We start from the raw sequence: 13,717 nt of genomic DNA, 5'->3' as shown, positions 1-13,717 counted from the left end.
CGCTCAACGCTTAAGCTGACGCAGCCACACCCTTGCTGCTTCAGCATCCAATTCAATTTGTTGTTTAAGTGCTTCAAACGACTCAAACTTTTGCTCATCTCGAAGTTTATGCAAAAGTTCCACTTCTAGTTGCTTGCCATATAAATTGGCATGAAAGTCGAATAAGTGCACTTCTAACTGTTGGCGAACACCATTGACGGTTGGTCTTTGACCAATATTAGCAACACCACCAACTGGCTTATTTCCTAAGCCAAGCGCTTGAACAACATAGACTCCGGAAACCGGAGAAACACAGCGTTTCAAAGGAATATTTGCAGTAGGGAACCCAATGGTTCGACCTAGCTTTCTTCCATGAGAAACACGACCGCTGATGCTGTAGTTTCTTCCCAGCATCTGTTGCGCGGAATGCAAATCGTCACGCGCCAGCGCTTGACGGATAGCCGTACTGCTGACACGTAATTGTTGTAAACAAAAGCTCTGGGTACTTACGACATCAAAGCCGTATTTTTCCCCTGCTTCCTGCAGCATTGCAAAGTTACCTGTACGGCCTTTGCCAAAGCAGAAATCATCACCAACGACAAGAAACTTAACACCCAAACGCTCGACCAACAAGTCACGGATAAACTCTTCCGCGGTTAAATTTGCAAAATGGCGATTGAAATTGACACACAGTAAGCGGTCAATATCGAGCTTACTCAATTGCACGAACTTATCGCGTAATCGAGTCAACCTTGCAGGTGCCTTGTCTTTGGCAAACAGCTCCATCGGCTGAGGTTCAAAGGTCATCACAACAGAAGGCAAGGATAGCCTGTCCGCTTGCTCAGACACTTGCTGCAATACTTGTTGATGGCCTTTATGGACACCATCGAAATTGCCAATAGTCAGCACACAACCATGATGTCGCGGGTTGATATTGTGAATGCCTCTAATCAGTTCCATTGGATACTGCTTTCTGCCTCTGTTTTACTTTACACTGTGTGAAACTGACGGATTATATACTAATCACCCTCAGTCTGTCCCAGCTTTTAGGTCTTTTAAACGCGCACCAGTTAAAAATAGAACCACTAGGTAAACTACGGCTCCTAAACCGATCAACATCCCTAGCACCGCGCTTCGGTGAGCAAAGCTCCAGCCCAGCCATACTGACATATCTTCCAGTTGCCATAAGATTGCCGCCACCATCGCCGCGCCAGCAATAGCTAAACGTATAATAAAGAAGACGGTTCGCTTAGTGATTTGGTATACCTCTGCGATGTGCAGGCCACGATACAGCAGTGCCATATTCACAAATGCCGATAGTGCCGTCGCGATAGCCAAGCCAACGTAGCCATAGAAGTACGCAAAAATTGCATTAAATACCATGTTGGTCACCATCGCAATGATGCCGTATTTCACTGGCGTTTTAGTGTCTTGACGCGAGTAATAACCCGGAGCGAGCACTTTAATCAGCATAAAGTTCAACAAGCCTGAAGCGTAAGCAAAGAGTGACAATGATGCTTGATGTACGTCTTGTGGCGAAAACTCACCTCGCATGAATAACACCATCAACATAGGTTTTGCCAGTACCATCAAACCAAGCATTGCAGGAAGGCCAAGTAAGATCACCATGCGCACCCCCCAGTCCATGGTTTGTGCGAATCCTTCATTTTGTGCGTCAACATGTTTGCGTGATAATGCTGGTAAAATCACCGTTGCAATAGCAATACCAAACAGACCTAACGGGAATTCCAACAAGCGATCTGAATAGTACAACCAACTGATCGAACCGGTTTGCAGAAAGCTGGCAATAAAAGTATCAAACAACAAGTTGATTTGGCTTACCGACACACCGAACAAAGCAGGAATCATTAAGGTTCGGATCTTCACCACGCCCGGATCGCGCCAGCCCCATTTCGGCTTAACCATAACCCCCGCTTTAATAAGGAAAGGGATTTGAAATAAGAACTGAACCAAACCACCAAGGAAAACACCGATGGCAAGACCAATCTCTGGCTGTGGCATCTGCGGCGAGATAAACCATGCTGCCAAAATGATCATCACATTGAGGAAGACAGGAGTAAACGAAGAAACCGCAAACTTACCTAGTGTATTGAGAATGGCTCCCGATAGGGCAACAAAAGTGATGAACCATAAATAAGGAAAGGTAATCTTGAGCATCACGCTAGCAAGTTCGAACTTCTCAGCCGCGGGACCACCATGCATCCAGTCTAGGAACCAACCAAAACCAAACAGTGCAGTCACCACTCCGGAACCTAGAACACCTAAGATGGTAACAATTGAGACTATCACCCCTAATGTACCCGCCGCACGAGCAATGAGCTCCCGAGTTTTATCCATGTCGCCTTGAGCATGGCTTTCCGTTAAAACAGGTACAAACGCTTGGGAAAAAGCACCTTCAGCAAACAAACGTCGTAAAAAATTAGGAATTTTATTGGCGAAGAAAAAGACGTCTGCGCTTGCTCCTGCCCCCATTAAATTTGCCACTACAACATCACGAACTAGGCCAAGAACGCGGGAAATAAATGTCATAGCACTGACGATCATGCCAGACTTGAGTAGTCGTTTACTCACTGTAACCTCGGAATATCACCATAAGACAGCTAACCCTATACTGTTTCTCTGACAGGTGCTGTAAATAGACGTCAAAAATCTATCCGCGGGTTGTAAGGAATAAGTGTGCCTTTCGCGGATAATTATTAGCATTGGTATAAAAATGCTGTTAGAATCCCCGCCATCTTAACCGCGATAACCTCTCTTACCAAAATTTGTTTTGGCTTAGATCGGTTTTTGCACAAATCATTTGACATTTAAGCGCAAATGAGGGATATTCCTCGCCCTTAAATTGTCACAGAACTAAGTTTTTGGGAGTTAGACCCTTGGCAAATAGTAAATCTGCTAAGAAGCGCGCTATCCAAGCTGAGAAACGTCGTCAGCACAATGCTAGCCGTCGCTCAATGATGCGTACTTACATGAAGAAAACTGTTGCTGCTATCGAAGCAGGCGACAAAGAAGCTGCAACTGCTGCATTCGCTGTAGTTACACCTATCCTAGACCGCATGGCAACTAAAGGCCTTATTCACAAGAATAAAGCAGCTCGCCATAAGTCTCGTTTCGCTGCACAAATCAAAGCTCTTTAATAGAGTCCTGATTTTACAGTGAAGAAAAAACCGACCTTGTGTCGGTTTTTTTATATCTACAAAATTTTCTTAATAAAAAAAGCTGGCAATGCCAGCTTTTCTTTTTCTGAATGTCCCATTTAAAGACATCAGCTTATTCATTACCCATATAACGCTCAAACTAGAAAGCACTAATAAAACACTTGAGAACAAAGCAAATTGGTCGATGAGTAGTACCCTATCATCAAAAGTTTAACGCCACTCTCAAATATTCCAACAAGTCAGATTCACACTCTAAGATGAGCAGTATATTAGGACTATTTAATTAATGTTGAGCACTCTCAGCACAATAAAGACTATGCAGTGTTTTTATTAACGCTTTCACTTCATCACTCTTTAATGTGTAGTACACCGTTTGTGCTTCTTTCCTTGTCGTGACTAACTCATCACGGCGAAGCCAAGCAAGATGCTGAGATAATGCCGACTGGCTTAGCTCTAACTTTGCACACAGCTCTCCCACGGACAGCTCTTGGTTATGCAGCATACAAAGGATTTGTAGGCGTCTCTCGTTTGCCATCGCTTTGAGCAACACGACGGCTTTTGCGGAGTTCTGCTCCATTTCTTGTAGATTCATGTGTTGGACCTCTAGCTACAACTTACTTATTCCAACCCTGGCCAGCTTGTTGTGTTGCACTGATTTATATATCTAAGAAAATCAAGATACACTTCCAGAGTCTTCATTATTAGAACCTCTAATTTAGTTGTTAGTGATACACCAATATTATCCACCAAGGATTTTAATTGGTGCGCCATCAATAATTAATAGTTTTGCTCACTAAAACAAGTATCTTGCTTACTTAGATATTATTTAGAATTATATTTTTATTGATAGTAATCTATTTATTTACGCAACGATACGGGTTTACTCAAACATTTGACTGAAATCAGCATCACAAACATTTTTTACCGCGGGGTGTTGGATCATTCGTTCCGCAAAAATCACGTAGTACTCTTCTTTTAGCCCATCGACATGGCCAATTAGCTGTAAATTTCGGTCGTCTTCAATCTCCGACATGTATACGGTCGGTGCCAAGAAAATCACATCATCGTGGTACCGAGCAAAAGCTTTCATCAACGCAACATCATCAAACTCCCCCAGCACATTGGGTTGAAGACCTTGACGATCAAACCATTGAATAACTTTACGCCCCATAGCCGTTCGGCTCGCGGGAATCAGAAGTTTTTTTTGTTCCAAGATCTCAGGGAATCGCACATTTTCAATTTCAGAAGAAGCAAAAAAGCTCATGCTACTTTCACCTAACTTTTTGCTATAAAGGCCAGGACTTTGAGTAGAATCAACGGGACAATCCGAAAGGATCATATCTAGCTTGTGCTGAGAAAGGCGTTCAAGTAGCAGTTCGTGGGTCGATTCATAACAGCGTAAATGAATACTGTTATCTTCCGGGACGGTCGTCATCAGTACTTTACTGACCAAGCGTTTAGATAATGCATCGGCTACACCAACTTCAAATAGAATGTTCGAGTGCTGGCTGTAATTGACGATATCTAACATCTCATAGCTCAAACCGAACATCCGGTCGGCGTACTTAAACACAAGCTGACCTAACTCAGTGGGCTCAACTGTACGACCATTGCGCTTGGTTAACTTTCCTTTCATGCGCTCTTCAAGCGCTTTAATCTGTCCTGTCACGGTTTGCGGTGTCAGGAAGAGCGCGTCAGCCGCCTTAGTTACAGAGCCCTGTTTGCACACCATCCAGAAATAATAGAGATGGTTGTAGTTTAGATGTGACATGATCGAGTCCCGAAAAGAAAGTGATACTTTTTATACCAAATGTGACAGAGACAAACAATAAACTCGACAAAACCATACAATACCTTACAAAAGCATAAGTTTTACCGAAAGTATAAAGTCAACACTGTCATAAAAGTTGAACTGAGGCGCATTTTCTCTACAAAAAAACGCAAAAACCAAACAAAACTAAATCAAAATTTAACCATTAAAATCAATAAGTTAAAAATTAATTTTCTTCCTCTTTTACGCCATTATCAAAAAGAACAATAAAAATCTCTCACAGCAAGAAATCTGTAATATTACTGAAATATTTGTTCTCTAACATCGCCCGCAGATTCAACTACAGACCGAAAAATGAACTGAAAGGTCAACGGAGAAAATTATGATGAACCAAGCTACTTCAACAGTGGCACCAATTTCGAGCACAGCTCGTTGGTTACGCTGGGCTAACTTGGCATTCATGTTATATCTGCTTCTTCTAGCAGTATCTATGGTTGGTAGTGGCTTTAAATGGGCAACTGGCGATCAAGCTAAGGTGCTATTTGAATTTGCCGCACACCCAGTTGCAGGTCTAATGATCGGCTTGGTGGCAACAGCCTTAATTCAGTCTTCAAGTACTGTAACGTCTATTATTGTAGGCTTGGTTGCAGGTGGCTTACCTGTAGAAACCGCTATCCCTATGGTGATGGGTGCTAACATTGGTACCACAGTGACCAATACGCTTGTGTCTCTTGGCCACGTGCGCTGTAAAGAAGAGTTCAAACGTGCATTTGCAAGTGCAACCATTCATGACTTCTTCAACTTGCTTGCTGTCGCTATTTTCCTTCCGTTGGAAATGATGTTCGGCATTTTAGAGAAAGTTTCTCACTGGCTTGTTTCTCCACTGCTTGCTACTGGTGATATGAGCATTAAAGGCTTCAACTTTATTAAACCAATTACAAAGCCAGTCGTAGGCGCAATTAAAGAGCCACTTTCTACCTTCGGTGATACTGTTGGCGGCGTCATGCTTATTGCTTTGGGTATTGCGACTATCTTCGTTGCAATCACAGTGATGGGTAAATTGATGAAGAGCCTAATGGTTGGTCGCGCACGTGAAATTTTGAAAAACGCCATCGGTCGTGGTCCTATTCACGGCATCGTATCAGGCTCAATCGTGACCGTTCTAGTACAATCTTCCTCAACCACGACAAGTTTAATGGTTCCGTTGGTTGGTACTGGCGTGTTGAAAGTACGAGATATCTACCCTTTCACTCTGGGTGCTAACATTGGTACTTGTATTACGGCACTACTAGCAGCGACAGCGGTGTCTGGAGAGTTCGCAGTATTCGCACTACAAATCGCTCTAGTCCACTTAGTATTTAACATCATGGCGACGCTGTTTATCTTTGGAATTCCATTCCTACGTGAGATTCCGGTTAAAGGCGCTGAGATGATTTCTGAAATGGCTATTAAGAATAAAGCAGTTGTTGGTGGTTACCTAATGTCAGTATTCGTTATTCTACCAGGTGCAATTCTAGCCCTAACAACGTAACAACAACGACATACCATCGCTTATTGTTTAGGCTCCACATCGTGGAGCCTTTTTTATGATAATTAAACTGTTCAAATCGATTGTCCGGTGATAATTTGAGCCACATCAGCATGCTTATGCTGAGCTATCTCATTTGGAGTCGACAACATGACGCAGCTTAATGACGCTATTTCTGATCAGCTACTCGCAATAGACGAAAACCTAACCCAACTGGTTGCTGATATTGATATCCTCAGTAGCGTGAATCCTCTTAATTATGCTCAAGAAAGAGAACGTTTCATTAAAAACAAATATTCTCAAGAGCCTAATTTTCAATATTCAATTACTAACGTAGATACCCACAGCGCAAAGCGACGTCTATATGAGCTACCTCTAGAAAACATTCAAGACACCCAACTGCAGAGGCTGTACGCGGATGTAATTCAGTCTTATGCAGATAAACTGGATCAAGTGAATACCATCGGCACGCAAGAGTTTCTTTATAACTCCTTACGCTATTATGGGGAACCGAGCGCCAAAGATATTGCCAACGCCCATTTCATATTGCACCTTCCTACAGAAGAAGAAAAAGAACCTCAGCACGATAGCCGTGCAATAGCACGTTTCATGCAAAATTTTGCTCTACGCAATGGGTATGAATGTGAAATACAGGTGTTGGACGGGATGTTAGCAAACGCACTAGTTTCAGGATCTCGAGTCAAAATTAACCACGCGGCGTACATCACCACTGATGAGCTGGAGGCTCTTGCACATCATGAAATGGGAGTACATCTCCTGACTACGCTTAACGGTCGTCAACAACCGCTAAAAGTCCTGAGCTTAGGTTGTCCTGCCAATACCAACACTCAAGAAGGGCTGGCTATATTATGTGAGTATCTGTCAGGACATTTCAGTATCAAGCGCCTAAGAACCTTAGCCTTACGAGTTCTGGCAGTAGAGTCGATGATCAAGGATCGCGATTTCCGCCATACGTTCATGCTATTAAAAGAACAGTATAAAGCTTCTGATCTTCAAGCATTTACAACGACTGCCCGAGTCTATCGAGGTGGAGGTTTAACGAAGGATTACTTGTATCTTAGAGGATTCCGAGAGGTGCTCAATGCCTATGATAAATTGGGCGATGACTTTTCACTATTGTTGTGCGGGAAAACAGAGCTGAAGTACTTTGAGCTTATCCGTTCATTAGTGAGTAAAGAAATATTCACTCAACCTAAGTTTATTAGCCCGGCACTGTCCACACCGATGCAGACCAACCCAATTCACCGTTATATTGTCAGTGCACTAAAATAATACCTTCTAAGTACAAAAAAGAAAAAAGCTCCATTCGGAGCTTTTTCTATATCTTGAAGAACGATACTCGTTACACTGAGAATGGGTAACGAATAGGATCGTGATGCTCGTACCCTTCAACCCAAAAGTCATCCAGTGTGACCCATGTTTCCAAATCTTCTAGAGATTTAATCTCTGGGTTGATATGGAACGTCGGCGCTTTTAATGGCTCACGTTTCAACTGAACATCGCGCATCAGTTCAAGCTGATCTTCATAAATGTGAGCATTCACAATCTTATGAAATGCCTGACCAGGTTTCTTGCCCGTAATTTGCGCCATAATCACCAAGAACACGTAAACTTGAACCATATTGAAGTTTAAGCCAAGCGGTACATCACACGAACGCTGAGTACTATTCAGGTAAAGCGTATCATCCAGCAATGAAAAATGGTGACTGTACATACAAGGACGCAAGCACCCCATGTGGAACTCACCCGGATTGTAGAAGTTCAAGATTTCACCGCGGTCATCAACACCACGCGTTAAGTCATCCACTATCTTACGTAGCTGGTCAACATGACCACCATCAGGTTTCGCCCAGGCGCGCCCTTGAACCCCATAGACACGGCCCATGTCGTCTTCACCTTTACGGTATGGGTTATTCAACCAGGCATCATTTAGGTTGGCATTGGCATCCCAGGTTTTCGTGCCCAGCTTACGAAAATCTTCCGCATTATCGTAACCACGAATATACCCTAATAGCTCTGCAACGGCCGCTTTCCAAAAACTTTTACGTGTGGTGACCAACGGAAATTGATTGTTCGCAACATCGTAGGTTAAATCCGCGTTGATTACGGTCAGGCAGCGCTTGCCTGTACGCTCATTTTCAACCCAAACACCTTGGTCAACGATGCGTTGACACAAATCTAAATACTGTTTCACACCAATACCTTACTTCGTCTTTTGTGGTAATTCGTCTTTGTAATGACCACGTTTGTATGCCCAAACCATCATGAGGACACCGATAACCACCATTGGCAGGGATAAAACCTGTCCCATGGAAATAAAGCCACCGAATAAACCCAAATGAGCGTCTGGTTCGCGCACGTATTCTACTAGGAAACGGAAGGTTCCGTAACCCGCAAGAAAGAGTCCTGAAACAGAACCTAGAGGACGAGGTTTCTTGATGAACCAATTCAAAATGAAGAAAAGGACGATACCTTCAAGCGCCATTTCATAAAGCTGTGATGGATGACGTGGCAGTGGACCGCCATTTGGGAAAACGATCGCCCAAGGCACATCCGTTACTCGGCCCCACAACTCGCTGTTCATGAAGTTACCTAAACGCCCCATACCCAAACCAAATGGCACAAGCGGCGCGATAAAGTCAGCAACACCGAAGAAAGTTCGCCCGTTTTTGTGTGCATACCAGAACATCGCAGTAATCACACCCAGTAAGCCCCCGTGGAAAGACATACCACCGGTCCACACTTTAAATAGATACAAAGGGTCAGCCAGGAAGAGCTCAAAATTGTAGAAAAGCACGTAGCCTACACGGCCACCAATCACCACGCCAAGGAAGCCTGCGAACAACAAATCAGAAACCTGCTCTCGTGTCCAACCACTTCCAGGCTTATCCGCACGTCGGTTCGCTAACCATAGAGCAAACATAAAGCCAACAAGGTACATCAAACCGTACCAACGAACCGAAACAGGACCAATAGAGATTAAAACCGGATCAATATTGGGAAATTCAATATATCCCTGAGACATAAATCATTCTCTTCTTATCACAACAAAATAAATATACCCAAGTAACCTCTAGATGCTTGGTTCAGCGAGAATGACTTGGGTACAAACTTAGAGCAGCATGGTCGCTGCAACAAACATTAAGAACACCGCGAATATCTTTTTTAATACCGCAGTTGGAAGGTTAGTTGCGAGCTTCGCACCCACTTTTGTTGTGAGCATCGAGGCCATAGCAATCGCTAATAAAGCGGGAAGATAAACATAGCCAATACTGTATGAAGGTAAGCCTTCCACTTTATAGCCATGTAAGATGAAGCCGATCATACCAGAAATAGCAATCACGCAACCACAAACGGAGGATGAGCCCACCGCTTTACGCATCTCTATCCCATGTTTATTTAAAAATGGTACCGACAGTGAGCCACCACCAATACCAGCAAGGCTTGATACGACACCAATTCCCGTGCCGTAAACTACAGTCACAGGGCTGCTCGGCATAGGTTTACTGCTCGTAACTTTAATGGAACGAAACATTTGTACTGACAGGCAAAGAACAATGACACCAAACACTTTCGGCAAATAGTGTGTAGGGATCCACTCAGCAATATTGGCACCAACAAAGCCACCAATGACCACACCAGGCATCAACCATTTTACGACAAACATATCGACATTGCCGAGCTTAAGGTGATTCATCGCCGATGAGCCAGACGTGACAATAATACTCGCTAACGAAGTGGCTAAGGCCATGTGCATACTCATTTCTGGAGAGATCCCAGCAAGAGGAAGCAAATACAACAAGGCAGGAACAACAATCAAACCACCACCGATACCGAGTAACCCCGCCATCACACCCACAAAAGCGCCTAGCGCCAACAATAACAAAAATAAAGAGACGGTCACGATTTCCTACTTTTTACCTGCACGGATAAAGCCCGCAAAGCCCTGTTGAATGAAGAAGTCATGCATCATTTGATGAATGTCCTCCCCATAGGATTTTGTCATTGCTTGCTCCGCTAATTTTTCTAATTCTTCTTGTTGACTATGACGAATCAAATATTTCACCTTAGCCACGTTGGAGGTGTTCATACTCAAACTGGTATACCCTAACCCAAGTAAGAGAAGAGCGCCAAATGGATCACCCGCTAGCTCACCACAAATACACACGGGCACCTGATATTTATCACACACCTCATGGATTTGCTTAAGCGCTAACAGTACCGCAGGATGCATAGATTCATAGACATCCGCTACGCGCGAATTGTTCCTATCTACCGCTAATAAATACTGAGTTAAATCGTTTGTCCCGACAGAAACAAAATCAACACGGTGAGCAATCGTTGGCAACAGATACACCATCGATGGTACTTCAATCATGACCCCAATTTGTGGGAATTGAATTCTATCATCAAGCAAAACGGCTTCGCTGTGAGCTTGATTAATCAAGCTAATGGCATCGTCTAGCTCTTTTACCCCTGACACCATTGGCAATAAGATACTTAAGTTTCCGCTTTCTGCACTCGCTCTTAACATTGCACGCAGCTGGATCAAGAAAATGTCTGGATGATCCAATGTAAAACGAATGCCACGCCAGCCTAGAAACGGATTATCTTCTTCGATGGGCAAATACGGCAAAGGTTTGTCACCACCAATATCCAAAGTACGCATCACTACTCGTTGATTCGGATAGCTGTTAAGTATTGCTTGGTATTGATGATACTGCTCATCTTCCGAAGGAAAGTGATGCTGAAGTAAAAATGCAATCTCAGTTCGGTACAACCCAACACCATCAACACCTGTGTTGATGGCAATATTACTGTCTGCACTGAGTCCCGCATTCAGCATAATTTCGATATGGTGATTATCTTGCGTAACCGCAGGGAGTGCGAGGTCCTTGTTTACCATGGCAAACAGTTCAGACTCTTCGCTTACTAAGCTGCGATACTCTCGCAACAACTGGCGGTTTGGCTCTAAGAAGATCTCACCCGTATAGCCGTCGACTATCCCGAGTTTGCCATTCACCACATCCGGATTAATGTTGGCGCCCATGACTGCAGGGACCCCAAGAGCTCGAGATAAAATGGCAGCGTGAGAGTTTGCGCCTCCCTCTAATGATACGACGGCTAACAAAAACTCTTTAGGTACAGAAGCGAGCAAGGTGGCAGTGAGTTCGTTCGCCACCAAAATAATGGGACGATCAATTGCAGAATTTTCTTGCTCACTGTTGTGCAGAAAATAGAGCAGCCTTTGCCCTAACTCTCGGATATCTTGCGCTCTTTCACGCATGTATACATCCGACATTCTTGCAAATCGATTCGAGTATGACTCTACAACTTGGCGTAACGCCCAGTCTGCCCTATCTCCTTTTTCAATCTGCTTCTTCAAATCACCGCGAAGCATCGGATCATTCAGTAAGTGAGTAAACAGATCGAAGATCGCCAGCGCATCTTTGTTGATTTCACTGTCCAGCTTTTTCCGCATACGGCGAAAGTCATTTAACGCTCGCTCTATGGCCACCAGTAATGTCTCGTGCTCGCGTTCCTTATCTAACGTGGACGAAGGGAAAACATCCGATAAACTCGGCTGGGTATTGTCGAACCAAAACTCTCCAATCGCGACACCAGTAGACGCAGGCAAACCTTTTAATACCGTGGGTTTAGATGCTAACTGCCAATGCCCAAGATTCTGCGCATGTGCAATGAGCACCGCTAACTGAGCGGATAAGGTAACAAGAAACGATTCTTCCATTTCACTAAACAAGCGCGGCGTTTTTTGTTGGATCACCAACACACCTAAAACTTGTTTACGATGAATGATTGGAGTAGCTAAAAAAGAGTGGTAAATCTGTTCGCCGAGTTGAGGAAAGAATTTGAACTCGGGGTGTTTTGAGGCTTCGGCAAGGTTAAGGGGTTCAGCGCTTCGTTTTACCAACCCAACCAAGCCTTCATTGAAGTTGATATGAATACTATCACCTTCAAAAATAAGGCCTTGAGTTGCCATTAACTCAAGGCGCTGCATTTCTTCATTAGCAAGATAGATAGTACAGCACTCAGTACTAAGGGCAGCACAAGTCTCTTTCACCAATATATCGAGTGCCAGATGCACATCATCGACCCTGGAGACTTTCTCAACTATTTCCCTTAGCTGACTGAGCATGATTATCCTCTACGTTGCTTTTTTCTTTTCCCTTTCGCTTTTCTCTCTCGAAAAGGCATGGCTAAGGATGCAAATTCTTTCATCGCTCGTCGATAAACATCTCGCTTGAAAGAAACAACTTGCCTAACTGGATACCAGTAACTTACCCAGCGCCAACCATCAAATTCAGGGGATTTTCCGCGTTGCATATTAATGCGAGACTCATCGCATTCTAATCTCAGCAGAAACCATTTCTGTTTTTGGCCGATACAAACAGGCTTGGAGTCCCAACGCACCAATCGCTTTGGTAGCTTATATCTTAACCAATGACGACTTGTTGCAATGATCTTAACGTCTTTTTTCGTTAAACCGACTTCTTCGTATAACTCCCTGAACATGGCTTGTTCAGGGGTTTCACCTTCGTCAATCCCACCTTGTGGAAATTGCCATGAGTGTTGCCCGTATCGTTTAGCCCAGAAGACCTGACCATGGTTATTACATATCACAATACCAACATTAAGTCGGTAACCATCGCCATCTATCACTGGCTAACCTCTATGAATAAATTTTTTATTACCGTGATTTTTCCACATATCCCCATTACTAGCAAACTTACTGATGTGATATGAGCAAGATTTATTACCTTTTCACCATTTTTGGATATCTTTTAATCAAACCATACCTTATCAACACAAGAGTGAGACATTGCCCACATTTATTCACCTTTTCTGTGAATAACTTTGTGAAGAATTCAATTCAAATGAGTAATTCAGTTCAATCCCATCAAAAGCAAAACAGATGAAGAAACAAAAAAACAAACATAAAACATTGATAAAAAAGTATTTATTTTTAAAAACAACGATAATTCGATCTTCAGTTTCTTGATGATCTTTTCACCAAACTCAGATCGGTCAAAGATCCACCAACAGGCTATTTATCCACACTCACCTGCTATTCGTTTAGATGATTACAACAAAATCAACCCCAAAAATGCATTTTAACCCCTGTTTATTCATACAGACCCCGCCAGGATCTTATCAATACCTCCTCCACCTGTGGATAAGTTATGAATTGATCGTTCTTACACCGCCTCGGTGAAATCT

The 13,717-nt window shown here is 43.4% G+C and carries 12 protein-coding genes; 3 read left to right on the top strand and 9 right to left on the bottom strand.

The window, feature by feature from the left end; all coding sequences use genetic code 11:
* Positions 1–3 precede the first annotated feature (3 nt).
* Entirely contained in the window at positions 4–939 is a 936-nt protein-coding gene (ribF, locus tag R7Z10_RS17175; RefSeq protein ID WP_017636167.1) for a bifunctional riboflavin kinase/FAD synthetase, read from the bottom strand.
* A gap of 69 nt (positions 940–1,008) precedes the next feature.
* Positions 1,009–2,571 (bottom strand): murein biosynthesis integral membrane protein MurJ, encoded by a 1,563-nt coding sequence (gene murJ / locus R7Z10_RS17170; RefSeq protein ID WP_005385957.1) that lies wholly within the window; start codon positions 2,569–2,571, stop codon positions 1,009–1,011.
* A gap of 305 nt (positions 2,572–2,876) precedes the next feature.
* Between murJ and rpsT the strand changes: the two genes are divergently transcribed.
* Positions 2,877–3,137: a 30S ribosomal protein S20 gene (rpsT, locus tag R7Z10_RS17165; RefSeq protein WP_005381938.1), complete on the top strand. Its 261-nt coding sequence runs from the start codon at positions 2,877–2,879 to the stop codon at positions 3,135–3,137.
* Between the two features lie 304 nt (positions 3,138–3,441).
* On the opposite strand, the gene R7Z10_RS17160 is transcribed toward rpsT, so the two are convergent.
* Positions 3,442–3,750: a metalloregulator ArsR/SmtB family transcription factor gene (locus tag R7Z10_RS17160; RefSeq protein WP_005381940.1), complete on the bottom strand. Its 309-nt coding sequence runs from the start codon at positions 3,748–3,750 to the stop codon at positions 3,442–3,444.
* Between the two features lie 288 nt (positions 3,751–4,038).
* Complete coding sequence (gene nhaR, locus R7Z10_RS17155; protein WP_005381942.1) at positions 4,039–4,929, bottom strand: transcriptional activator NhaR; 891 nt, start codon at positions 4,927–4,929, stop codon at positions 4,039–4,041.
* Between the two features lie 385 nt (positions 4,930–5,314).
* Here nhaR and R7Z10_RS17150 point away from each other — a divergent pair, with 385 nt between their 5' ends.
* Together R7Z10_RS17150 and R7Z10_RS17145 are read left to right on the top strand one after the other, a co-directional pair.
* A complete protein-coding gene (locus tag R7Z10_RS17150; protein ID WP_025768431.1) occupies positions 5,315–6,460 on the top strand; it encodes a Na/Pi symporter in 1,146 nt (381 codons plus the stop codon).
* 147 nt (positions 6,461–6,607) lie between these two features.
* Positions 6,608–7,750, top strand: a complete 1,143-nt coding sequence (locus tag R7Z10_RS17145; protein WP_262635009.1) for a flavohemoglobin expression-modulating QEGLA motif protein — start codon at positions 6,608–6,610, stop codon at positions 7,748–7,750.
* 70 nt (positions 7,751–7,820) lie between these two features.
* On the opposite strand, the gene R7Z10_RS17140 is transcribed toward R7Z10_RS17145, so the two are convergent.
* From R7Z10_RS17140 to rppH, 5 genes are all read right to left on the bottom strand, one after another.
* Complete coding sequence (locus R7Z10_RS17140) at positions 7,821–8,672, bottom strand: thymidylate synthase (RefSeq protein WP_025768429.1); 852 nt, start codon at positions 8,670–8,672, stop codon at positions 7,821–7,823.
* 9 nt (positions 8,673–8,681) lie between these two features.
* The gene (gene lgt, locus R7Z10_RS17135) at positions 8,682–9,503 is read right to left on the bottom strand and encodes a prolipoprotein diacylglyceryl transferase (protein ID WP_318105367.1); all 822 of its coding nucleotides are present in this window, start codon (positions 9,501–9,503) and stop codon (positions 8,682–8,684) included.
* 87 nt (positions 9,504–9,590) lie between these two features.
* Entirely contained in the window at positions 9,591–10,382 is a 792-nt protein-coding gene (locus R7Z10_RS17130; protein WP_005385965.1) for a sulfite exporter TauE/SafE family protein, read from the bottom strand.
* A gap of 6 nt (positions 10,383–10,388) precedes the next feature.
* Positions 10,389–12,635, bottom strand: a complete 2,247-nt coding sequence (ptsP, locus tag R7Z10_RS17125; RefSeq protein WP_005385966.1) for a phosphoenolpyruvate--protein phosphotransferase — start codon at positions 12,633–12,635, stop codon at positions 10,389–10,391.
* Positions 12,636–12,637: 2 nt separating this feature from the next.
* Positions 12,638–13,159 (bottom strand): RNA pyrophosphohydrolase, encoded by a 522-nt coding sequence (rppH, locus tag R7Z10_RS17120; RefSeq protein WP_005381953.1) that lies wholly within the window; start codon positions 13,157–13,159, stop codon positions 12,638–12,640.
* Positions 13,160–13,717 lie beyond the last annotated feature (558 nt).

Origin of the sequence: Vibrio sp. Vb1018 (assembly GCF_033338775.1) — a bacterium.
Lineage (GTDB): Bacteria > Pseudomonadota > Gammaproteobacteria > Enterobacterales > Vibrionaceae > Vibrio > Vibrio alginolyticus.
This window is presented reverse-complemented; position numbering and strand designations above follow the sequence as displayed.

Coding starts and splice junctions, on each gene's coding strand:
- R7Z10_RS17160 (WP_005381940.1), bottom strand. CDS start 3,750: ATGAATCTACAAGAAATGGAGCAGAACTCCGCAAAAGCCGTCGTGTTG.
- ptsP (WP_005385966.1), bottom strand. CDS start 12,635: ATGCTCAGTCAGCTAAGGGAAATAGTTGAGAAAGTCTCCAGGGTCGAT.
- ribF (WP_017636167.1), bottom strand. CDS start 939: ATGGAACTGATTAGAGGCATTCACAATATCAACCCGCGACATCATGGT.
- nhaR (WP_005381942.1), bottom strand. CDS start 4,929: ATGTCACATCTAAACTACAACCATCTCTATTATTTCTGGATGGTGTGC.
- R7Z10_RS17145 (WP_262635009.1), top strand. CDS start 6,608: ATGACGCAGCTTAATGACGCTATTTCTGATCAGCTACTCGCAATAGAC.
- lgt (WP_318105367.1), bottom strand. CDS start 9,503: ATGTCTCAGGGATATATTGAATTTCCCAATATTGATCCGGTTTTAATC.
- R7Z10_RS17150 (WP_025768431.1), top strand. CDS start 5,315: ATGAACCAAGCTACTTCAACAGTGGCACCAATTTCGAGCACAGCTCGT.